The sequence below is a fragment of the Erwinia sp. V90_4 genome (genome assembly GCF_029967685.1).
Taxonomy (GTDB): Bacteria; Pseudomonadota; Gammaproteobacteria; order Enterobacterales; family Enterobacteriaceae; genus Erwinia; species Erwinia aphidicola.
This window is the reverse complement of record NZ_JASCAQ010000073.1, coordinates 1-21733: the sequence shown is the minus strand read 5'-3', so window position 1 is coordinate 21733 and position 21733 is coordinate 1. Positions and strand designations below refer to the sequence as shown.

At 58.5% G+C, this 21733-nt stretch carries 17 protein-coding genes; 14 read left to right on the top strand and 3 right to left on the bottom strand.

Annotated elements, in window-relative coordinates; translation table 11 throughout:
• The first annotated feature begins 357 nt into the window (after nt 1-357).
• From guaD to dcp, 5 genes are all read left to right on the top strand, one after another.
• Entirely contained in the window at nt 358-1689 is a 1332-nt protein-coding gene (guaD, locus tag QLG07_RS23345) for a guanine deaminase (protein ID WP_048916078.1), read from the top strand.
• A complete protein-coding gene (gene xdhA, locus QLG07_RS23340; RefSeq protein ID WP_282470253.1) occupies nt 1686-3128 on the top strand; it encodes a xanthine dehydrogenase small subunit in 1443 nt (480 codons plus the stop codon). Before guaD ends, xdhA begins: the two co-directional genes overlap by 4 nt.
• Nucleotides 3118-5481, top strand: coding sequence for a xanthine dehydrogenase molybdopterin binding subunit (gene xdhB, locus QLG07_RS23335; RefSeq protein ID WP_187497862.1), 2364 nt, complete (start codon nt 3118-3120; stop codon nt 5479-5481). Before xdhA ends, xdhB begins: the two co-directional genes overlap by 11 nt.
• Nucleotides 5474-6247, top strand: a complete 774-nt coding sequence (gene xdhC / locus QLG07_RS23330) for a xanthine dehydrogenase accessory protein XdhC (protein WP_282470252.1) — start codon at nt 5474-5476, stop codon at nt 6245-6247. The genes xdhB and xdhC overlap by 8 nt, the downstream gene beginning before the upstream one ends.
• Before the next feature lie 63 nt (nt 6248-6310).
• On the top strand, nt 6311-8449 hold the full coding sequence (dcp, locus tag QLG07_RS23325; RefSeq protein WP_282470251.1) for a peptidyl-dipeptidase Dcp: 2139 nt from the start codon (nt 6311-6313) through the stop codon (nt 8447-8449).
• A 57-nt stretch (nt 8450-8506) separates the two neighbouring features.
• On the opposite strand, the gene hpxO is transcribed toward dcp, so the two are convergent.
• Nucleotides 8507-9664 carry an FAD-dependent urate hydroxylase HpxO gene (gene hpxO, locus QLG07_RS23320; RefSeq protein WP_133623588.1) on the bottom strand — a complete coding sequence of 386 codons (1158 nt, stop codon included), beginning with the start codon at nt 9662-9664 and terminating at the stop codon, nt 8507-8509.
• 253 nt (nt 9665-9917) lie between these two features.
• On the opposite strand from hpxO, the gene QLG07_RS23315 reads away from it, so the two are divergent.
• The 3 genes from QLG07_RS23315 (at nt 9918) to QLG07_RS23305 (ending at nt 11589) form a co-directional block, all read left to right on the top strand.
• Nucleotides 9918-10550 (top strand): hypothetical protein, encoded by a 633-nt coding sequence (locus tag QLG07_RS23315; protein WP_282470250.1) that lies wholly within the window; start codon nt 9918-9920, stop codon nt 10548-10550.
• A gap of 118 nt (nt 10551-10668) precedes the next feature.
• The gene (locus tag QLG07_RS23310; RefSeq protein WP_048916071.1) at nt 10669-11115 is read left to right on the top strand and encodes a DUF441 domain-containing protein; all 447 of its coding nucleotides are present in this window, start codon (nt 10669-10671) and stop codon (nt 11113-11115) included.
• Nucleotides 11116-11163: 48 nt separating this feature from the next.
• Nucleotides 11164-11589, top strand: a complete 426-nt coding sequence (locus tag QLG07_RS23305; RefSeq protein ID WP_048916070.1) for a hypothetical protein — start codon at nt 11164-11166, stop codon at nt 11587-11589.
• 81 nt (nt 11590-11670) lie between these two features.
• Here the strand turns inward: QLG07_RS23305 and QLG07_RS23300 are convergent, their stop codons facing one another.
• On the bottom strand, nt 11671-12945 hold the full coding sequence (locus QLG07_RS23300; protein WP_048916069.1) for a Glu/Leu/Phe/Val dehydrogenase: 1275 nt from the start codon (nt 12943-12945) through the stop codon (nt 11671-11673).
• A 405-nt stretch (nt 12946-13350) separates the two neighbouring features.
• Here QLG07_RS23300 and QLG07_RS23295 point away from each other — a divergent pair, with 405 nt between their 5' ends.
• The 4 genes from QLG07_RS23295 to QLG07_RS23280 all read left to right on the top strand — a co-directional run bounded on the left by QLG07_RS23295 (nt 13351) and on the right by QLG07_RS23280 (nt 17888).
• Nucleotides 13351-14685 carry a D-serine ammonia-lyase gene (locus QLG07_RS23295; protein WP_282470260.1) on the top strand — a complete coding sequence of 445 codons (1335 nt, stop codon included), beginning with the start codon at nt 13351-13353 and terminating at the stop codon, nt 14683-14685.
• A 147-nt stretch (nt 14686-14832) separates the two neighbouring features.
• On the top strand, nt 14833-16032 hold the full coding sequence (gene fabV, locus QLG07_RS23290) for an enoyl-ACP reductase FabV (protein WP_048916068.1): 1200 nt from the start codon (nt 14833-14835) through the stop codon (nt 16030-16032).
• 229 nt (nt 16033-16261) lie between these two features.
• Nucleotides 16262-17215: a sensor domain-containing diguanylate cyclase gene (locus QLG07_RS23285; RefSeq protein ID WP_282470249.1), complete on the top strand. Its 954-nt coding sequence runs from the start codon at nt 16262-16264 to the stop codon at nt 17213-17215.
• Nucleotides 17216-17330: 115 nt separating this feature from the next.
• Nucleotides 17331-17888 carry a hypothetical protein gene (locus QLG07_RS23280; RefSeq protein ID WP_062818547.1) on the top strand — a complete coding sequence of 186 codons (558 nt, stop codon included), beginning with the start codon at nt 17331-17333 and terminating at the stop codon, nt 17886-17888.
• A gap of 700 nt (nt 17889-18588) precedes the next feature.
• Here the strand turns inward: QLG07_RS23280 and QLG07_RS23275 are convergent.
• Complete coding sequence (locus QLG07_RS23275; protein WP_062818546.1) at nt 18589-19506, bottom strand: bestrophin family ion channel; 918 nt, start codon at nt 19504-19506, stop codon at nt 18589-18591.
• A 200-nt stretch (nt 19507-19706) separates the two neighbouring features.
• On the opposite strand from QLG07_RS23275, the gene QLG07_RS23270 reads away from it, so the two are divergent.
• Nucleotides 19707-21029, top strand: coding sequence for an LLM class flavin-dependent oxidoreductase (locus tag QLG07_RS23270; RefSeq protein ID WP_133623594.1), 1323 nt, complete (start codon nt 19707-19709; stop codon nt 21027-21029).
• A gap of 66 nt (nt 21030-21095) precedes the next feature.
• Entirely contained in the window at nt 21096-21560 is a 465-nt protein-coding gene (locus tag QLG07_RS23265; protein WP_282470248.1) for a DoxX family protein, read from the top strand.
• The last annotated feature ends 173 nt before the right edge of the window (nt 21561-21733 follow it).

Below are 21733 nucleotides of genomic sequence, written 5' to 3'. Positions count from 1 at the left end.
TTTGTTATGGGTTAATACCAAAAGCTGCACACTGCTGGTGCACCTCAATGCTGAAATGCGCCAAAAAAGGGCGCAGGCCCGGCCAAATAAACTGTCATCCCAATCATTAAGCGCACTGTTGCCCATTAGCAATCGGTTGCATTATTAGCAACCGATTGCGCAATCGTTTATTAAGCCTGAATAACAGAGTTTATTAAGGATAATTTTAACTAACTGTAATTTAACGAAAATTTATTTTTTCCGGCTGGCACAACAATTGCAAAACTACACTGATAAGAAAGTTATTTGATTACGGGTAAAAACCTCACTGCTGGTAAATACTGAACAGGGTGAGGCCGCCTCAATAAAGGAAATGTTATGTCAGTGACCTATACCCAGGCGATACGCGCCAGCTTTTTTGATATCACCCGCACGGTGGAAAATCCTCAGCAGCTGCCGGACGCCGCACGCCATATTGAAGACGGACTGCTGCTGCTGAACGCGGGCGAAATCGTCGGCCTGTATGAGTGGCAGCAGGGGCAGCACCTGCTGCAGCCGGGGAATGGGGCACTCGACTATCGCGGCCGCCTGATCGTGCCTGGCTTTGTCGACACCCATATTCACTACCCGCAAACCGAAATGATCGGCGCGTTTGGTGAGCAGCTGCTGGAGTGGCTCAATCAGTACACCTTCCCGGTGGAAAGCCAGTATCACTGCCCCCAGCACTCGGCGCGCATGTCGGCATTTTTCCTCCAGCAGCTGCTGAGCAACGGCACCACCACCGCGCTGGTATTTGGCACCGTGCATCCTGAATCGGTCGATGCACTGTTTACCGCGGCTGCGGCGCTGGAGATGCGGCTGATTGCCGGCAAGGTGATGATGGATCGCAACGCGCCGGAGAGCCTGACCGAAACCCCGGAGCAGAGCTACCAGCAGACCAAAGCGCTGATCGAACGCTGGCACAATCACGGCCGCCTGAGCTACGCGCTGACCCCGCGCTTTGCCCCGACCTCCTCCCCGCAGTTACTGAGCAAGGTACAGCAGCTGCGCGCCGAATATCCGGATATTTGGCTGCATACTCACCTGAGCGAGAACCCGCAGGAGGTCGAATGGGTGAAGGCGCTGTTCCCGCATCACAACGGCTATCTTGACGTGTATCACCAGTACCAGCTGACCGGCAAGCGCAGCCTGTTTGCCCACTGCCTGCATCTTGACGATGGCGAGTGGGACTGCCTGCACGCCACGGATTCCGCGGTGGCATTCTGCCCGACCTCTAACCTGTTCCTCGGCAGCGGGCTGTTTAATCTGCAAACCTGCTGGCATAAAGGGGTGAAGATGGGTATTGGCACCGACGTCGGCGCGGGCACCACCTTTAATATGCTGCAAACGCTGGGCGAGGCTTACAAGGTTGGCCAGCTGCAGCGCTACAGGCTCTCCGCCTGTGAAGCTTTTTACCACGCCACGCTGGGCGGCGCGAAAGCGCTGGATCTCGACCAGAAGATTGGCAATTTCATGCCGGGCAAAGAGGCCGATTTTGTGGTGCTCGACCCGGCTGTTTCCCCGCTGCAGCAGATGCGCCACGCCAACAGCCGCGATATCTGGGAAAAACTGTTCGTGCTGATGACGCTGGGTGACGACCGCAATATCGCCGCCACCTGGGTCAACGGGCGCTGCGTCTGGCAGAGCGATAAAATGGAGCGTGCAGCATGATCCAGTTCTTACTCAATCAGCGCCTGGTAAGCGAGCAGGAGATCGACCCGAATCTGACGGTGCTCAACTATCTGCGCCAGAACCAGCGGCGCTGCGGCACGAAAGAGGGCTGCGCCTCCGGCGACTGCGGCGCCTGCACCGTCACGCTTGGCCGGGTAGAAAACGGGAAAATGCACTATGAAACGGTCAACAGCTGCCTGACGTTTGTCAGCAGCCTGCAGGGCAAACAGCTGATTAGCGTTGAAGATCTGCGCCAGCCGGAGGGGTTACACCCGGTGCAGCAGGCGATGGTTGATTGCCACGCGTCGCAGTGCGGCTTCTGTACGCCGGGCTTTGTGATGTCGCTGTTCACGCTGCAAAAGCAGGGCAGCGCAAACCATCAGCAGATTGAGCAGGCGCTGGCGGGCAACCTTTGCCGCTGTACCGGCTATCGGCCAATTGTTGCGGCGGCGCAGCAGGCCTGTGCCGCGCCGGTCAGCGACAGTTTTCAGCAGCAGGAAGCCGCGACGGTAGAACGCCTGCTGGCGCTGCAAAACAGCGAGATGCAGGAGATCGCGCGGCAGGGCAACCATTGCCTGCTGCCAAAAACTATCGGTCAGCTCAGCGCGGCGCTGTTGGCCAATCCGCAGGCGCGGCTGCTGGCGGGCGGCACCGACCTCGCGTTGCAGGTGACGCAGCAGCATCAGGCGCTGCCGCTGATGATTGCTCTCGGCCACGTCGATGAACTGAAACAGTGTGAAATTGGCAGCGAGGAGATTGTGCTGGGGGCCGGGGCCTCTTTACATCACTGCTGGCAGTTGCTGAGCGCGGAAATTCCGGCGTTCAGCCAGCTGCTGGAGCGCTTTGCCTCACTGCAGATCCGCCATCAGGGCACGCTGGGCGGCAACATCGCTAACGCTTCGCCGATTGGCGATACGCCGCCGATGCTGCTGGCGCTGGACGCGGAGCTGCTGCTGCAGCGCGGTGATGAAGTGCGCCGCCTGGCAATCAGTGAGTTCTTCCTCGGCTACCGTAAAACCGCGCTGCGCGCTGGCGAGTTTATCCGCGCTATCGTGATAGCCAAAACCGCGGCCGGACGAAATTTCCGCGCCTGGAAGGTCTCCAAACGGCTGGAGGATGATATCTCCGCTGTATTTGCCGCCTTCACGCTGCAAACCGATGCGCAAAACTGCGTGTCGCACGTGCGCATTGCCTTTGGCGGCATGGCGGCGATCCCGCAGCGCGCTTCGCGCTGTGAACAGCTGCTGCTTGGCCAGCCGCTGACGCTCTGCGCCATCGAACAAGCCTGCAAAGCCCTGGAGCAGGAGTTCCAGCCGCTGAGCGACTTCCGCGCCAGCGCGGCTTATCGCCTGCAGCTGGCGAAAAATCTGCTGCGCCGCTACTACGCCGATCTCAACGGTGAACTGACCATTACGGAGGTTGCCCGCTATGTCTCATAATCGCCCGCAGGTCAGTGAAGAGGTGATTGCCCACCAGTTTAAGCAGGGCATTCAGAACGGCGTTGGCAAGAGCAACAAGCATGAGAGCGCGGCGCTGCACGTTAGCGGCGCAGCGCAATATATTGACGATCGCCTTGAGCTGCCTGGGATGCTGCACCTCTGCCCGCGCCTCAGCGAACATGCCCATGCGCGCATTATCAGCATTGATGTCGCAGCCTGCTACGCGGTGCCCGGGGTAGTGAGCGTGCTGACCTGGCGCGACGTGCCGGGTGATGTGGATATCGGGCCGCTGGAGCCTGGCGACCCGCTGCTGGCGCAGGACGTGGTGGAGTATGCCGGTCAGATGGTGCTGGTGGTGGCAGCCGAAAGCGAGCAGGCGGCGCGTCAGGCGGCGATGCTGGCAAAAATTGAGTACCAGCCGCTCACCCCGCTGCTGGACGTGAAGCAGGCGCTGGAGCAGCAAAGCTTTGTCCAGCAGCCGCACATCCACCAGCGCGGCGATGCGCAAGCGGCGCTGGCGCGTGCGGCCCACCGCCTGCAGGGTGAATTTCACATTGGCGGTCAGGAGCACTTCTATCTGGAAACTCAGGTGGCGCTGGTGGTGCCCGGTGAAGATCGTGCGCTGCAGGTTTACTCATCAACCCAGAACCCGACCGAAGTGCAGAAGCTGGTGGCCTCGGTAATGGGTGTGACGATGAATAAAGTGACCATCGACATGCGCCGTATGGGCGGCGGCTTCGGCGGTAAAGAGACGCAGGCCGCGGGCGTTGCCTGCCTGTGCGCGGTAGCGGCAGGTAAAAGCGGCAGGCCGGTAAAAATGCGCCTGTCGCGCCGCGACGATATGCGCACCACCGGCAAACGCCATCCGTTCTTTGTGCGCTATGACGTCGGGGTGGATGATGAAGGGCGCTTCTGCGGGGTAAAAATCGATCTGGCGGGCAACTGCGGCTATTCGCTCGATCTCTCAGGTTCTATCGTCGATCGTGCGATGTTCCACGCTGACAATGCCTATTACCTTGGCGATGCTCTGATTACCGGCTATCGCTGTCGCACCAATACCGCGTCCAATACCGCCTATCGCGGCTTTGGCGGGCCGCAGGGCATGGTCGCCATTGAGCAGATTATGGACCATATCGCCCGCGAGTTGGGCCTCGACCCGCTGGAAGTGCGCAAGCGTAACTACTACGGCAAAGAGACGCGCAACGTCACCCACTATTATCAGACGGTGGAAGATAACCTGCTGGAGGAGATGACCGCCCAGCTGGAAGAGAGTGCAGGCTACGCCGCCCGCCGTGCCGAAATCTCGGCGTTTAATGCCGCCAATAGCGTAATGAAGCGCGGCCTGGCGCTGACGCCGGTTAAGTTCGGCATCTCGTTTACCTCCAGCTTCCTCAACCAGGCCGGGGCGCTGATTCTGATCTACACCGACGGCACGGTCCAGCTGAATCACGGCGGCACCGAGATGGGCCAGGGGCTAAACACCAAAGTGGCGCAGATCGTCGCTGAAGTGCTGCAAATCGACGTCGATCGCATCCAGATCACCGCGACCGATACCGGCAAAGTACCCAATACTTCACCGACGGCGGCCTCCAGCGGCACCGATCTCAACGGCAAGGCGGCGCAGAATGCGGCGGAGATCCTGCGCGACCGGCTGATCGCCATGCTGTGCAAAGTACATCACTGCTCTGAGGAGCAGGTGCGCTTCAGCAACGGCATCGTCAAAGTTGGCGACAAGCATTTTACCTTCGCCGAAGTGGCGCAGCAGGCGTGGCTCAACCAGGTGCCGCTCTCCGCCGCCGGCTATTACCGCGTGCCGGGCATCCACTACGATCGCCTGGCGGGACGCGGGCAACCATTCTATTACTACGCTTACGGCGCGGCCTGCGCGGAAGTGATGGTGGATACCCTGACCGGCGAATACCGCCTGCTGCGTGCCGATATCCTGCACGATGTGGGCGCTTCGCTTAACCCGGCGATTGATATCGGCCAGGTTGAAGGCGGTTTTGTACAGGGCATGGGCTGGCTGACCACCGAGGAACTGGTGTGGAATGCCGAAGGGCGGCTGATGACCGATGGCCCGGCCAGTTACAAAATCCCGGCGATTGGCGATGTGCCGCATGACCTGCGCGTGACGCTGGTTGAAAATCGCAAAAATCCAAAAGAGACCGTGTTCCATTCCAAAGCGGTCGGCGAGCCGCCGTTTATGCTGGGTATTGCGGTGTGGTGCGCGCTGCAGGACGCGGTTGCCAGCGTAGGCGGCTATCGCCAGCATCCGCTGCTGGATGCCCCGGCTACCCCGGAGCGAGTGTTCTGGGGGGCGGAAAAAATGCGTGCGGGAGGGGATAATGCGTAGCGATGACTGGATCACTATTCTGGCGAATCTGCGCGCGCGCGCTGAGGCCTGCGTGCTGCTGACGGTGCTCGATGATAAAGGCTCAGTGCCGCGCGATCGCGGCAGCAAGATGATCGTCAGCCAGGATAACACCTGGCTGACCATTGGCGGCGGCCATCTTGAGTTTCAGGCCATCGCTATCGCCCGCGAGATGCTGCAAACCCCGGGTGTACAGGCGCGGCATGAGCAATTCAACCTTGGCGCACGCCTCGGGCAGTGCTGCGGCGGCGTCACCAGCATTCTTTTCGAGCCGCTGGTACAGCCGCAGCCGCAGATCGCCGTTTTTGGCGCCGGGCACGTCGGTCAGGCGCTGGTGAACCTGCTGTCAACGTTACCCTGTCACGTATTTTGGGTTGATGAACGGCCTCAGCAGTTCTCGGCGGTGCCGCCAGGGGTGACGGCGTGCTGTCTGGAAGACCCCCTCGATCAGGTCAAGCTGATGCCCGCCAACAGCTATTACGTGGTGATGACCCACCATCACCCGCGCGATTTACAGCTGTGTGAAGCGATCCTGCGGCGCGGCGATGCGCGCTATTTTGGTGTGATTGGTTCTGAAACTAAGCGCCAGCGCTTTGATTACCGGCTGGAGGGCAAAGGCTTCAGCCGCGAGCAGCTGGCTGGGATGCGCTGCCCGATAGGGCTACCGGACGTGAAAGGCAAGCTGCCCGCCGAGATTGCCGTGGCGGTGGCGGGGGAGATCATCGCCTGTTATCAGCGCCAGCAATGACTTTGCAACCCGGCGCATCTGCGCCTAAGCTGGTGATTCGTCAACAGGGATGAGGGTAAAGTTATGAGGATTGCACCGTTAGTCTGGGCCATCAGTATGGCAGTCACCGCCAGCGTGCAGGCGGCAGAATCGCAAAAGGAACATCAGCAGATGCAGAGACAGCAAGATAACCCGTTCAGCAAGGCCAGTACATTGCCGTTCCAGGCACCGCCCTTCGACAAGATCCACAGTGCCGACTATCGCCCGGCACTGGAAGCGGCGATAGCGGAAAAGCGCGCCGAAATCGCCCGCATCGCCGACAACCCGGACGCACCGACCTTTGAAAATACTTACCTGGCGCTGGAGCAGAGCGGTCAGAGCCTGGCACGCGTGTATAACGTTTTCAGCGCGATGACCTCCGGCAATACCAGTGATGAACTGCAGGCGCTGGATGAGGAGATGTCGCCAAAACTGGCGGCGCTCGACGACGATATTCACCTCAACGGCAAGCTGTTCGCCAGGCTGGACGCGGTGTATCAGCAGCGCCAGCAGCTGAAGCTGGATGCGGAGTCGCTGCGGCTGACAGAGGTCACCTGGCAGGCGTTTGAACTGGCCGGAGCGCAGCTTTCCGACGCGGATAAAACTCAGCTCAAAGCGCTGAATCAGGAGTCTGCCACGCTCAGCACCCGCTTCACCAACCGCCTGCTGGCCGCCACCAAAGCGGGCGGCGTCCTGTTCAGCAGCGAGCAGCCGCTGGCCGGGCTGAGCGCCGGAGAAATTGCCGCAGCGGCCGATGCGGCCCAGGCGCGCGGGCTGAGCAACCAGTGGCTCCTGACCCTGCAAAACACCACCCAGCAGCCGGACCTGCAAACCCTGAGCGAGCGCGCGACGCGTGAAAAACTGTATCAGGCCAGCTGGACGCGCGCCGAAAAAGGCGACGCCAACGACACGCGCGAGCTGATCGCCCGGCTGGCGCAGGTGCGGGCGCAGCAGGCCAAACTGCTGGGCTTCGACAGCTATGCCGCCTGGAAGCTGCAGGATCAGATGGCGAAAACCCCGCAGGCCGCGCTCGATTTTATGCGCCAGATTGTCCCGGCAGCCACCGCGCGCGCCGGGCGTGAAGCGGCTGATATCCAGGCGGTCATCGACCAGCAGCAGGGCGGTTTTACCCTGGCGCCGTGGGACTGGCTGTTCTACGCCGAGCAGGTGCGCCGCGCCAAATATGACCTCGACGAGGCGCAGATCAAACCTTACTTCGAACTGAACAACGTGCTGGAGAACGGCGTGTTCTATGCCGCGACTCAGCTGTACGGCATTACCTTTAAGCCACGCCCCGATCTGCCGGTCTATCACCCGGATGTCAAAGTGTATGAAGTGCTGGATAAAGACGGCACGCCGCTGGCGCTGTTTTACGCCGACTGGTTCAAGCGTGATAACAAAGGCGGCGGCGCGTGGATGGGCAACTTTGTCGAGCAGTCGACGCTGCTGGGCAGTAAGCCGGTGATTTACAACGTGGCGAACTTCAGCAAGCCGTCGCCCGGCCAGCCTGCGCTGCTGTCGTGGGATGATGTGATTACGATGTTCCACGAGTTTGGTCATGCGCTGCACGGCATGTTCGCCGACCAGCGCTACGCCAGCCTGTCCGGCACCGAGACGCCGCGTGATTTTGTTGAGTTCCCGTCGCAGTTTAACGAGCACTGGGCCAGCAACCAGCAGGTGTTCAGCCACTTCGCCCGCCACTACCAGAGCGGGGAGCCGATGCCAGCCGCGCTGCGCGATAAGATGCTGCGCGCCAGCACCTTCAACAAAGGCTATGACATGAGCGAGCTGCTGGCCGCCGCGCTGCTCGATCAGCACTGGCACGGGCTGCATGCCGACCAGCCAGTGCAGAAAACCGATGAGTTTGAACAGCACGCGCTGAGCGAGGAGAAAATCAACCTGGCCGCCGTGCCGCCGCGCTATCGCTCCAGCTACTTCCAGCATATCTGGGGTAACGGCTACGCCGCCGGTTATTACGCCTATCTGTGGACCGAAATGCTGGCGGATGATGGCTTTGCGTGGTTTGAAGAGCACGGCGGCCTGACGCGGGAAAATGGTCAGCGCTTCCGTGACAAAGTGCTGTCACGCGGCAACAGCGAAGATCTGAAGCAGCTCTACCACGACTGGCGCGGGCGTGACCCGGAGATCGAACCGATGCTGCGCAACCGGGGTTTGCAAGAATAACGCCCAGGGGCCGATCTTTTGTTTCGATCGGCCCTGCTTACAGGGGCAAATCGCGGGCTATGCCAGCGGACCGCCCTGGATGGTTTCGCACATGCCGTTCAGGATGCGCTCGCCAGTCTCCTCGCGCAGCCCCGCGTACCACTCTGCGGTCACCGCTGGCTCTTTAGCGTGGGTGACATCACAGCGCTTACGCGCCTTCAGCACCAGGTCCTTTACCCGCCCGGCGCGCTTGTCCTGATAGCGCAGCAGCGCATCTTCAATGCCCAGCGAATTGCTGTGCAGCATCATCGCCAGCACCACCGCATCCTCCATCGCCGCACAGCCGCCCTGGCCGATATCCGGCGTGGTGCTGTGTGCCGCATCGCCCAGCAGCGCTACCCGGCCTTTAACCAGCTGCGCAAAAGGTTCGATATCGTGGATCTCCACGCGGTTAGTGGTTTCCGGGTTCAGCCGTTCGATCAGCTGCTGCACCGGCGCGGCCCAGCCGGAGAAATACCCCTTCAGATCGCCGCGCAGGGTGCTGCGGTCTTGCGCCAGCCCTTTTGGCAGCGGCACGTCGAAGAAGAAATAGAAGCGGTTGCCCGCTACCGGCATCAGCGAAACGCGTTTGCCTTCACCGACAAAGGTGGTCCACTGGTCGCCCGGAGCCAGTGATTCATCAATCTCCACCAGGCCGTTCCAGTTTACATAGCCCGCGTAACGGCGCTCGGTGGCATAACCCAGCACGTGCTGGCGGATCGCCGAGTGGGTGCCGTCGCAGGCGATCAGCAGGTCGCCGTGTGCTTCTGAACCATCGTCGAAGTAAGCAGTGACACCGTCACTTTTTTCTTCCACGCTGACCACCCGTTTGCCGAACTGAACAGAGTCGCGCCCCCAGGTATCCAACAGCATCGCCTGAAGCTCGGCACGCGCTACCGGATACGGGCGCTCGCCGGAATCCTTAACCAGCGGGTCAAGGCTGAAGCGGGTCAGCGTTTCCGCGCTGTACCCGTCTTTGTAGGCCATCATCTGCATCGGACCGCCAATGGCGCGCAGGGCTTCTCTCATCCCCAGATAGTTGAGGCATTTCACTCCGTTTGGCCAGACTGAGATCGCCGCACCTACCGGTTTGATCTCTTTCACCGCCTCGAACACCTCGCACTCAATGCCGCCGCGCCGCAGCGCAATCGCCGCACACATACCGCCAATACCGGCACCTATGATAATTGCTTTCATCTGTCTCTCCTTTGCGTCATGAGTAAATAAAAGCAATTTCCATACCAGTTTCTTATGAGACAAAAAGTGCCGCCAGCAGGCGAACAATGCGGTTGTTGAAACAAAGGTTGCAGGGTGGTAGCGAACAAATACGGTGCAGTGCACCACGGCGGTGCTTATCGGGTGAAACATTCGTTCTCAGAGAGGCCCTTTTTACTGGCATTTTTTGTGATATTTGCCACAGTAGCATTTCAACGTTAAAGGAGATGCGGCCATGACCATCATTGCCTGCCTGCACGCGGCCAGAAGTAATATAGAAGTGTTCGAGCAGGCGCTCGGCGCGCTCGGCTATGAAGACGTCCAGCTGCTGCACCGGGTGGAGAGTGAACTTTTTGATCAAGCCATTGAGCAGCAGCAGGTCACCCCGGAGATCGCAGCCGCCACGCGCCAGGCCATTGAAGAGCTGTGTCAGCAGGCGGATGCGGTGATTGTCACCTGCACCACGCTTGGGGTGGCGGCATACGAGGTCGCGTTCAGCAAACCGGTGGTGCGCATTGATGCCACGCTGGCGAAAATCGCCTCGCGCTATCACGGCACGATACTGGTGCTCTGCACCGCCAGCTCGACGCTGGCCTCCACCACCCAGCTATTTAGCGCCTTTATTCCCGGTGAACGGCTGGTGATCGAACTGATCCCGCGCGCGTGGGCCTGGTTCAATCAGGGCGACATTGACGGCTATCATCAGGAAATTGCGCACTATATTCAGCAACGTCCGGAATGCACCCTGGGCTGTATCGTGCTGGCGCAGGCGTCGATGAGCGGGGCGGAGCGCTTTATAAACAGTACGCTGGCGGTGCTGAGTGGCCCGCAGGTCAGCCTGCAGGCCGCGATTGATGCCAGCCAATGATTGCCTGAAGCGGGCGCGGGTCACGCCGGCGGCGTAGCGGAAAAAAAAGGGTGAGTTGCTGAAAAAATTCTTTATGCTGTGCTCACCACTTTGTTGCGAAACTGTTATCAGGTAAAAAATGTTCGATTTGACCCTCGCTATTCTGCTGTTCCTTGCCGCCCTGAGCTACTTCAGCCACAACCTCACCGTCACCATTGCGCTGCTGGTGCTGGTTGCCATTCGCATGACGCCGCTGCAGCAAACCTTCCCGTGGATTGAGAAGCAGGGCGTCACGGTGGGGATCATTATCCTGACCATTGGCGTGATGGCGCCGATTGCCAGCGGTTCGCTGCCATCCACCACGCTGATGCACTCGTTCCTGAACTGGAAATCGCTGCTGGCAATCGCGGTGGGCATTTTCGTTTCCTGGGTTGGCGGGCGCGGCGTGCAGCTGATGAGCAGCCAGCCTACCGTCGTTGGTGGGCTGCTGATCGGCACCATTATCGGCGTCTCGCTGTTTCGCGGCGTGCCGGTCGGGCCGCTGATTGCCGCCGGGCTGGTGTCGCTGATGATCGGGAAATCCTGACCAGATATGTTATCCTGCCGCCCAATTTTTTACTGACAGAGAAAAGCCGTGAGCACCAAACAGGATAAACGTAACAAACGCGCCAAACTGAAAGCCAAACAGGCCAATAAGGCCCGCGCCCACGGACGCCAGCTGGATGCCGTTGGCCGCCAGAACTACGTCGCCACCCCGGAGATGCTGGAACTGTTCGCCACCTTACCCGCGCTGGATGAAAGTGGTGATATGCCATTTGTCGCTGAAATTTACCGCTGGTCGCTGGCCGAATATCAGTTTGACGGCAGCAATGAAGAGGGCGAGCAGCTGCAGGTTGCGGCACTGTGCGTGATGTACATTCACTGGGCCACCAGCGACGGTGCCGATACGCTGGTGCAGAATGAACTGATCGAGGCGGCATTGCGCCTGGTCGAAGAGAACGAGGCATTTAAGCAGCGTTACCAGCAGGCCGAAGCGGACGCCCGAGCGGAAAAGATCTAAAAAAAGGCAGGTTCCTAAAGGAGCCTGCCATTCTTCGAGCCAACCCTACTTCAATACGGTTTTTGAGGGGCTATATTGCCATTAACCCGGATAAATCCCGCGATCCTTACGTGCCATCAGGATGCGCTCGCACGCCACGATATAGGCGGCGGTGCGCAGGCTGCACGTCTTCTCACGCGCTTTATCCCAGACGTGGACCATCGCTTCGGTCATAAGCTTATCCATGCGCTCATTAATTTCGTCCTCGCTCCAGAAGAAGCTGGCCATATCCTGTACCCACTCAAAGTAGCTGACGGTTACGCCCCCGGCGTTACACACGACGTCCGGCACGACGGTAATACCACGTGAGGCCAGCACGTCATCGGCTTCCGGGAAGGTTGGGCCGTTTGCGCCTTCCAGCACGATGCGGCAGTGCAGTTTTTCCGCGCGCTGACGGGTGATCTGACCTTCCAGCGCGGCAGGGATCAGAATCTCCATTTCCACGTCCCAGAATGCCTCATCGCTGATAACGTCTGCGCCGCTGAACCCGGCAATCTTTTTATTGGCTGCCTGCCACTCGCTCAGCGCGACCAGGTCGATGCCTGCCGCGTTGAACAGCGTGGCGCTGTGGTCCTGAATCGCTACCACGCGCGCCCCGGCATCGTTAAACAGGCGCGCTGCTTCGCTACCGACGTTACCAAAGCCCTGCACGGCAACTCGCGCACCTTCAATTTCAATGCCGCTGCGGCGTGCCACTTCACGGCCGGTAATAAATACGCCGCGCCCGGTGGCTTTTTCGCGCCCCAGTGAACCACCAAGGTGGATAGGCTTACCGGTCACCACGCCCGTGATGGTAGTGCCGTGATTCATTGAATAGGTGTCCATCATCCACGCCATCACTTTGGCGTTGGTGCCAACGTCCGGCGCAGGAATATCTTTTTGCGGGCCGATGATCAGGCCAATTTCGCTGGTGTAGCGGCGCGTCAGGCGCTCGAGCTCGCCTTCCGACAGCGCAAAGGGGTCAACGCGGATCCCGCCCTTGGCGCCGCCATACGGCAGGTTAACCGCCGCACATTTGATCGTCATCCACGCAGAAAGCGCCATGACTTCATTAAGATCCACATTAGGATGGTAACGAATACCGCCTTTACCCGGGCCGCGCGACAGGTTGTGCTGCACGCGGAAGCCTTCGAAGTGGCGGATGCTGCCGTCGTCCATTTGCAGCGGAATGTCTACAATCAGTGCACGTTTCGGATGACGCAGGGTATCCACCCAGCGCGACAGGTCGCCGAGATACGGCGCGACGCGATCGATCTGCTGCAGATAGGTTGACCAGGCCGTCTTGCTGCCTTCAGAAACGTAAGAGAGCTTTTCCATAACAAACCTTCATATGTGTAGAGCCTGTCCGTCAGGGGCAAATGCCGTGCGGGGAGCTCTTAGTTATAAATACTGTCATACCGTGGATGACTCAGTGAATCTCACTAAGTCGCCGCTAATTTAACATCAAAAAAAGGTTTCAAAGTTTTTAAATAAATGTGAAATCCTGTGTTTTAAGCGCAATTCAGCATGACTAACTGCATAGTTAGCGGGTAAACCTGCGCTGACTTTACAGACCGACAGTTGGCAGGCGGTAGTTATGCAGATAAACTGCATATCTGGTTTTTTCTTTATATTTTTCAGAAATTTGAATGCGATCAAACTTTGGCGGTAATGACTGTTTTTCCCATTGTTTAAGCATAAATCGGCCATCACCCCACCACCACAGGAGAAGTCACCATGTTAATGGATGCAGAACAGGTCAGGCAGAATTTTCCACTGGTTAATCAGCTGTGTGCCTTACAACCGGTTACCTGGTTCAACCCTAAAGCCACCACGTTGGCACAGGGCTATGCGCACGTCGGCCTGACGCGTGAACAGGTGGTGGACGCCAGCGCCCGGCTGGCGCGTTTTGCCCCTTACCTGATGCAGGTATTCCCGGAAACGCGCGCCAGCAACGGCATCATTGAGTCGGAAATTTGCCCGCTGACCCGCTTACAACCGGTGCTTGATGCACGCTATCAGTACGCGCTGCCCGGCAGTTTGTGGTTAAAGAAAGATAGCCACCTGCCGGTGTCGGGCTCGATTAAGGCCCGCGGCGGCATCTATGAAGTGCTGGCGCATGCGGAAAAGCTGGCAATCAATGCCGGGCTGCTGAAGGAGACGGATAACTATGCCTGCCTTGCCTCCGCACCGCTGCGCCAGTTTTTCAGCCAGCGGCGTATTGCCGTCGGCTCGACCGGAAATCTTGGCCTGTCGATCGGGATTATCAGTGCCAGCCTCGGTTTTGATGTCACGGTCCACATGTCGGCCGATGCGCGCGCGTGGAAAAAGCAGAAGCTGCGCGAGCACGGCGTAAAGGTGGTGGAGTATCAGCAGGATTACGGCGTGGCGGTGGCGGAAGGGCGCCGTCAGGCCGAGTCCGATCCACACTGTTTCTTTATCGACGACGAGAATTCCCACAACCTGTTTCTTGGCTATGCGGTGGCCGGGGAGCGGCTGAAGCAGCAGTTTGCTGCGGAAAATATCCGGGTTGATGCACAGCATCCGCTACTGGTCTATCTGCCGTGCGGCGTCGGCGGTGGCCCCGGCGGCGTGGCGTTTGGCCTTAAGCTGGCCTTTGGCGACAGCGTTCACTGCATCTTTGCCGAGCCGACGCACTCTCCGTGCATGCTGCTGGGCGTACACACCGGCCTGCATGATGAGATCGCGGTACAGGATCTGGGAATCGACAACCGTACCGCAGCGGACGGTCTGGCGGTCGGGCGCGCCTCCGGTTTTGTGGGCCGCGCAATGGAGCGTTTGCTGAGCGCCTTTTATACTCTCAGTGATGAAGAAATGTACGCGCTGCTCGGGCTGCTGTATCGGCATGAACAGCTGGCGCTGGAACCTTCGGCGCTGGCGGGAATGGCAGGGCCGTGGCGTATCAGCGCGCAGCCTGAAAAGCTGGCTCAGCAGGGCATCAGTGCAGCGGCGCTGGCCGGTGCGACGCACTTAGTCTGGGCGACCGGCGGCGGCATGGTGCCGCCTGCGGAGATGGCGCAGTATCAGGCCAGCGCACTAAAAGCGCTTAATCCGTAAGCAACTGGCGCTTACAGAGTAAGCCGAAGCGGCAGATCGGCGCTTCCGCACTTTGCCTGAACCGCTTTACGCGCTATTCTGACGCCCTTATTTCATGAGAAAGTTAATGAAAAAGTTAATGAAAAAGTTTCATAAACTGAGGTCAATATGATTATTAAACCACGCATCCGTGGCTTCATCTGTATTACTGCCCATCCGGCGGGTTGCAAAGCTAACGTCAAAAAACAGATCGAATACGTCACCCAACAGGGCGAGATCGCTTCCGGCCCGAAAAAAGTTCTGGTGATTGGCGCCTCGACGGGTTACGGCCTGGCGGCGCGTATCTCTGCGGCGTTTGGCTGCGGTGCAGATACGCTGGGCGTGTTCTTTGAACGTGCCGGCGAAGAGAACAAAACCGCCACCGCAGGCTGGTATAACTCTGCGGCGTTCGAAGAGTTTGCCGAGGAGAAAGGCCTGTATGCCAAAAGCATCAACGGTGACGCCTACTCCGACGCGGTGAAACAGAAAACCATTGAGATGATTAAGCAGGATCTGGGTCAGGTTGACCTGGTGGTTTACAGCCTGGCCGCGCCACGCCGTACCCACCCAACCACCGGTGAAGTGTTTAACTCTACCCTGAAGCCAATCGGCAAGCCGCTGGTGACCCGTGGGCTGAACACCGATAAAGAAACCATCACCGACGTCTCTCTGGAACCGGCTTCTCAGGAAGAGATTGAAGGCACCGTCGCGGTTATGGGTGGTGAAGACTGGCAGATGTGGATCGACGCGCTGATGGAAGCGGGTGTGCTGGCCGACGGCGCTAAAACTACTGCCTTCACCTATCTGGGCGAGCAGATCACCCATGATATCTACTGGAACGGCTCAATTGGTGAAGCGAAGAAAGATCTCGATAAACGCGTTCTTTCCATTCGCGACAAGCTGGCCGCGCACGGTAACGGCGACGCACGCGTTTCCGTACTGAAAGCGGTAGTGACCCAGGCCAGTTCGGCTATCCCGGTGATGCCGCTTTATCTTTCACTGCTGTTCAAAGTGATGAAAGAGAAAGGCACCCACGAAGGCTGCATCGAGCAGGTCTACGGCCTGTTTAAAGACAGCCTGTATAGTGCTTCGCCGATCCTCGATGACACCGGCCGCCTGCGTGCCGATTATAAAGAGCTTCAGCCTGAAGTTCAGGACGAGGTTTCCGCACTGTGGCCAACCGTCACTGACGAAAATCTGAACCAGCTGACTGACTTCGTCGGTTACAAAACCGAGTTCATGCATCTGTTCGGCTTTGGTCTGGACGGCGTGGATTACGAAGCGGATGTTAATCCGGACGTAAAAATTAAGAACCTGGTGCAGATGTAACTCTGACCACGTTAAGCCCGGCGGCGCAGGGTATCGCGCCGCCAGCTGTTGACCAGCCCTCAGCATCCAACCCGGTAAAACAGCGCTCCCCGCTGATATTGCCCTGCTATTCCGCCAAAAACCCTTCTTTCCATGAAATTCTCCACCAAAGATCGGCTTTTCAATTCAGTCATTTACAGAAAAATCCGCGCAGGCAAAATAGCGCTTATTTTCACTCTTTGCGTGAACCATGTCCGACGAAGCGCTCCACCAGCAAATCCACAACCTGAAAAAACATAATGCGCGCCTGAAGCGTATTGCCCATGACGCCCGCCATAAGCTGAATGCGGCGCTGGACGGCACCGGGCTGTGTCTGTGGCAGCTGGATATCCCCAGCGGCAAGCTGGTGATCTTCAACCGCCGCTGGGGGTCGATGCTGGGCTTCCAGCCGAAGGAGCTGAGTGCGCAATTTGCCGTGTGGCGCGAACATCTGCACCCGGAGGATGCGCAGGAAGTGCTGAAGGCGTTTTATGACCATATTGAGGGGCGCGCACCCTATTATGAGGCGCTGCACCGGATGATCGCCAAGAACGGTAAGATCACCTGGGTGCTGGACCGCGGGCGCGTCAGCGAATGGGACGAGCAGGGTAACGCGCTGAAGGTGACCGGTACTCATATTGATATGACTAAAGAGAAGCAGTACGAAGCCCAGCTCTCGGCGCTGGCGCATCACGATCCGCTAACCGGCCTTACTAACCGCCACGCGCTGCAACACCATTTCAGCCAGATGAAAACGCAGGGCCCGCTGTGCCTTGCCTATATCGACCTCGACAACTTTAAGCACGTTAATGACACGCTCGGCCACCGCAGCGGTGATGAGGTGCTGATCCAGCTCAGCCAGCGTATGCGTGACGCGGTGCCGCCCGCCGTGGTGATTAGCCGGATCGGCGGCGATGAGTTTGTGCTGCTGCTGCCTTACCTGATCGGTTATCCCAAAGTGCGCATTGCGGCGCAGGCCGTGCTGGATGCGGCGCTGACGCCGTTCGAACTCGATAACGGTCTGGCGCAGATTGGCGCATCGGTCGGTATTGCTCAGGTGCAGGAATCTGATGATTTTGGCGCGGCGCTGATGCGCGCCGATGAAGCGATGTACAACGTAAAGCGTAATGGCAAGCAGGGCTTTGGTTTGGCTGCGATAGAGTGACTGGACAAATATCCTTATTAATCATTATCGTTTTCGGCAGTTAAGCAACTTTCTCATGGCAGGGGGCTGGAGCGGCTCACTATACTGAAAGCCAATTCAGAAGAAGGATGCTCGAATGAAATCTATTAAATTATCTAAATTAGCAGGTTCATTATCTCTGGTGCTGGCCCTCTCTGGTACGGCGACAGCGGCAGGCGCAGCGGAAGTCACTACTCCTGCGGCAGCGGCACCCGCCACGCAGAAAGTCTCGCTGTTGAACGGCGACTTTGCTTTTAATCTGAAAGGTTATCAGCAGCAGCCAATGCCGGGCGGGGCACCGGGCAAGATGTACGTCAGCCAGGCAGAAAAGCGCGTGATTATCCTCGGTGAGGACAATGTCCCCGTTGTGGCGCGAGGCGGCACCGATGCGGACTTCCTCAACGGCATGAAGTCGATTAAGGATAAACAGAAGCAGGCATCGCCGGATTATAAGGTGATCAGCGAGAAGACCGAGAAGGTCAAAGGGCTGGACGTTTATCACATTGAAGCCACCGACAAGATGGATGGCAAAGGCGTGCAGCAGGCGACGCTGCTCTCCACCGCCGATAACAAGTTTGTGGTTATCCAGGTGCTTTCCGGCGCCAGCGACAAAACCGGCCATGCCGCCGCGGTGAACAGCATTCTCGGGAAGTAAGGATGATTTCAGGGCTCGCCGTCGTTAGATCCCTTTAGGCTGGAGCCCTCCCAGCGGGTCGGGCATGCCCGACCCCTACATCGGCCGGGTAACCCGGCTAGTCCTGATTGCCAGCATCTCTTAGTGCCTCTAAAAATCCAACGTCATCGCGCTGCCGTCACGCGTAGTGGCCGACCTTCTTTTCCGGTCGGCCTTTTTGCAGGCGGGTGAGAGCATATATGTAATCAGCCTTGTGGTTATCCAGGTGCTTTCCGGCGCCAGCGACAAAACCGGCCATGCCGCCGCGGTGAACAGCATTCTCGGGAAGTAAGGATGATTTCAGGGCTCGCCGTCGTTAGATCCCTTTAGGCTGGAGCCCTCCCAGCGGGTCGGGCATGCCCGACCCCTACATCGGCCGGGTAACCCGGCTAGTCCTGATTGCCAGCATCCGTTAGTGCCTCTAAAAATCCAACGTCATCGCGCTGCCGTCAAGCGTAGCCCGTCACGCGTAGTGGCCGACCTTCTTTTCCGGTCGGCCTTTTTACAGGCGGGTGAGAGCATATATGTAATCAGCCTGACCCCTGGCACACTTGTGCAGCTAACGCTTTTCTTGATGAGCACTGAAAAATGGATAATGGCGCGTAAATTTATGAAACGGGGATGTCATTCGGGTCGACCAAACTGCGGTCGGCCCTAAACTGTTATCGCAACAGCAATTCAATCACATCAAATTATATCGCGCGTCCGGCAGTAGCTTCTCCGGCAGCGGGTGCTGGTTATCCATCTCGCACAGGGTGCGTTCGATGTGGTTACAGATGGCGTTCAGCGGCAGGTCGTTAGCGGAGGTGCCAAAGGGGTCTTCCAGCTCTTCCGCCAGCGATTCCAGCGACAAAAAGGTATAAGAGATAAACACCGAGACCAGCGGCGTCATGTAGTGCAGGTCTGCCACCAGCGCGAACGGCAGCAAGGTGCAGAACAGGTACACCGTGCGGTGCACAATCAGGCTGTAGGCAAACGGGATCGGCGTGGTGCTGATGCGCTCGCAGCCGCCCAGAATATGCGACAGCTCATTCAGATTATTATCCATGCCGTTATACAGCAGGTCGCTAATCAGCCCTTTTTCGCGCTGGTCCGCCAGCCACGCGCCCATGCACAACAGCAGGCGGCCGGTCCTGAACGGGCTGGCAAGCACCTCTTCCCGCCACTTTTCCGGGGCCAGGCGGCGGATATCATCGCTGGCATCGGTGCTGCGCAGCTGATGCTTCAGGCTCCAGCTAAAGGCCTTCAGCAGCGCGCTGAATTCGCTCACTGCCGCCGGGTCGCTGCGCAGCGCGCCTTTCGCCTGGCGCAGCAGCGAACGCTGGGTAATCAGCAGCGACCCCCAGAGGGTTCGCGCCTCAACAAAGCGCGCATAGCTGGCGCTATTGCGAAAGCCAAGAAAGATAGCAATCGCCACCCCCAGCAGGCTGAACGGCGCGGTGGTCAGCTTCACCCCCAGCGTTTCATACCACTGAAAGCAGATCACCGCGAATATCGCCATCATCAGATTGAGGCTCAGGCGAAACAGAATTTTTTGCAGCACCGCGCCGTGCCATGAGAACAGGCGCGGAAACCAGTGCTGATGCGGGCGAACAATCATGGCGGCAGGATCCTGAAGTCAGCAAAAGAGAACATCACATTAACCAAAGCGCGACATCATACTCCGCTGCTGGTGCGGGTAAAACCCTCACCGCCCGGCAGTTTGCCGTAATGCGGCATTACAAAGGGGATATTGATATTTAATTCCGTCGCGGATTTATGAAAATCTGGCGTCATATCTTATGACGAGGGAGTAGTAAAATGAGCCAGAATCCACAACGGATCAAACTTGGTCTGATGCTGCAGGGCGCCGGTGGTTTTATGAATGCGTGGCGCCATCATCGTGTCCCGGCCGATGCCAGCGTCAACGTTAGCTGGTATCACCAGCTGGCACGCCAGGCGGAGGATGCCGGGCTGGACTTCCTGTTTGTCGCCGACGGGCTGCACATCAATGAAAAATCGCTGCCGCACTTCCTTAACCGTTTCGAGCCGGTGGCGCTGCTCTCCTCCCTGGCCTCGGTCACCGAACGCATCGGGCTGGCCGGGACCATCTCCACCTCCTACAGCGATCCGTTTACCGTCGCACGCCAGCTGGCAACGCTCGACCTGCTCAGCCACGGGCGCGCAGGCTGGAATGTGGTGACCTCGCCGCTGGAAGGCTCGGCGCGCAACTTTGGTAAAACACACCCGGAGCACGGCCAGCGTTACCAGATAGCGCGTGAATATATTGAAGTGGTGCAGGGGCTGTGGAACAGCTGGGAAGAGGATGCATTTATCCGGGACAAGCAGAGCGGCGAGTTTTTTGACGCCAGTAAGCTGCACAAGCTGAATCATCAGGGCGACCACTTCTCTGTTGAAGGGCCGCTTAATATTCAGCGCTCCCCGCAGGGGCAGCCGGTGATCTTCCAGGCGGGCGCCTCTGAGTCCGGTATTCGGCTGGCGGCGGCGACGGCTGACGCGGTGTTTACCAACGCGCGCACGCTGGAGGAAGCCGAAGGTTACGCCGCCAGCCTGCGTGAACAGGTGGCGCAGCAGGGGCGTGACGCGGTGGGAATTTTTCCCGGCATCAGCCCGATTATTGGCGCCACGGAACAGGAAGCCGAGGAGAAATATCAGTATCTGCTCTCCCTGCTGACGCTGGAGCAGGCGCTGAACTACCTTGGGCGCTTCTTCGACCATCACGACTTCAGCCAGTATGATCCGGACGCGCCTTTCCCGCAGCTGGGTAGCCTGGGCGAGAACAGCTTCCGTTCCACCACCGATCAGATCAAACGACTGGCGGCAGAAGAAAAGTTAACGCTGCGTGAGGTTGCGCTGCGCACCACGCTGCCAAAAGGCGAGTTTTTTGGCACGCCGGAGCAGGTGGCCGACACCTTTATCCGCTGGGTTGAGCAGGGTGGCGCCAGCGGATTTATCATCTGCGGCCCGGTGCTGAACGAAGCGCTGGAAGACGTGGTGCGCTACGTGCTGCCGATCCTCGAAGCCCGCGGTTACTGGCATCAGGACGACAGCCGCACGCTGCGCGAAAGGCTGGGGATCGCCAGGCGCGACCACCACAATCGTCAGACTCATCACGCTGCGTGACTAGTAACGGCATAACGGATCCATTCTTGGATATAATCTAAATCCGAATAAAAATGGAGTTTTGTTATGCCGCGTTTTCTCAACCTGTTTGCTTCCCCTGGGGGCCGCGTTTTCCTGCCGCTGACCCTGATGCGCATCGCCTTTGGGCTGTTCTTCTTCGCTTCCGGCTTCAATAAGGTGTTTGTCCCGGCCAATCAGGCGCAGATGCTGGAAACCATCACTGAAGCCGGTATTTTCTATCCGGCCTTTATGGCGGTCTTTGTCGCCAGCTGCGAAGCGCTGTTCGGCCTGCTGCTGGCTTTTGGCTTCCTCACCCGGCTGGGCGCGCTGGTGCTGATGATCATCAGCCTGGTGGCGCTGTTTACCGTCGGCCTGCACCATATTCCCGCCAATCTTAACCTGCTCACCTGGTACAGCTGGCTGCTCTACCTGCCCGAGTCGGGTTATATTCTGGTGTGCTTACTGCTGCTGGTACAGGGCTGTGGCCCGTGGGGAATTGACCGCGCCATCGCCGCATGCTGGCAGCGTTAAAATCTGCGCCTGATAGGTTAATAAAAAAGGCATTGCTGCCGATACTATTAATAATCTTTATGTTAATCAGTGAAAGGATTCGGCAGCAATAGCATGAATAATCTTACCAGTACGCTTGATGGTTAGGAAACTGAATCGACCCTTTTTAGGTTTCCTAACCATGAACAGTGGCG

Bases quoted from the DNA above. Each gene is read 5' to 3' on its own strand.
- guaD (WP_048916078.1), top strand. From the start codon at position 358: ATGTCAGTGACCTATACCCAGGCGATACGCGCCAGCTTTTTTGATATC.
- xdhA (WP_282470253.1), top strand. From the start codon at position 1,686: ATGATCCAGTTCTTACTCAATCAGCGCCTGGTAAGCGAGCAGGAGATC.
- xdhB (WP_187497862.1), top strand. From the start codon at position 3,118: ATGTCTCATAATCGCCCGCAGGTCAGTGAAGAGGTGATTGCCCACCAG.
- xdhC (WP_282470252.1), top strand. From the start codon at position 5,474: ATGCGTAGCGATGACTGGATCACTATTCTGGCGAATCTGCGCGCGCGC.
- dcp (WP_282470251.1), top strand. From the start codon at position 6,311: ATGAGGATTGCACCGTTAGTCTGGGCCATCAGTATGGCAGTCACCGCC.
- hpxO (WP_133623588.1), bottom strand. From the start codon at position 9,664: ATGAAAGCAATTATCATAGGTGCCGGTATTGGCGGTATGTGTGCGGCG.
- QLG07_RS23315 (WP_282470250.1), top strand. From the start codon at position 9,918: ATGACCATCATTGCCTGCCTGCACGCGGCCAGAAGTAATATAGAAGTG.
- QLG07_RS23310 (WP_048916071.1), top strand. From the start codon at position 10,669: ATGTTCGATTTGACCCTCGCTATTCTGCTGTTCCTTGCCGCCCTGAGC.
- QLG07_RS23300 (WP_048916069.1), bottom strand. From the start codon at position 12,945: ATGGAAAAGCTCTCTTACGTTTCTGAAGGCAGCAAGACGGCCTGGTCA.
- QLG07_RS23295 (WP_282470260.1), top strand. From the start codon at position 13,351: ATGGATGCAGAACAGGTCAGGCAGAATTTTCCACTGGTTAATCAGCTG.
- fabV (WP_048916068.1), top strand. From the start codon at position 14,833: ATGATTATTAAACCACGCATCCGTGGCTTCATCTGTATTACTGCCCAT.
- QLG07_RS23285 (WP_282470249.1), top strand. From the start codon at position 16,262: ATGTCCGACGAAGCGCTCCACCAGCAAATCCACAACCTGAAAAAACAT.
- QLG07_RS23280 (WP_062818547.1), top strand. From the start codon at position 17,331: ATGAAATCTATTAAATTATCTAAATTAGCAGGTTCATTATCTCTGGTG.
- QLG07_RS23275 (WP_062818546.1), bottom strand. From the start codon at position 19,506: ATGATTGTTCGCCCGCATCAGCACTGGTTTCCGCGCCTGTTCTCATGG.
- QLG07_RS23270 (WP_133623594.1), top strand. From the start codon at position 19,707: ATGAGCCAGAATCCACAACGGATCAAACTTGGTCTGATGCTGCAGGGC.
- QLG07_RS23265 (WP_282470248.1), top strand. From the start codon at position 21,096: ATGCCGCGTTTTCTCAACCTGTTTGCTTCCCCTGGGGGCCGCGTTTTC.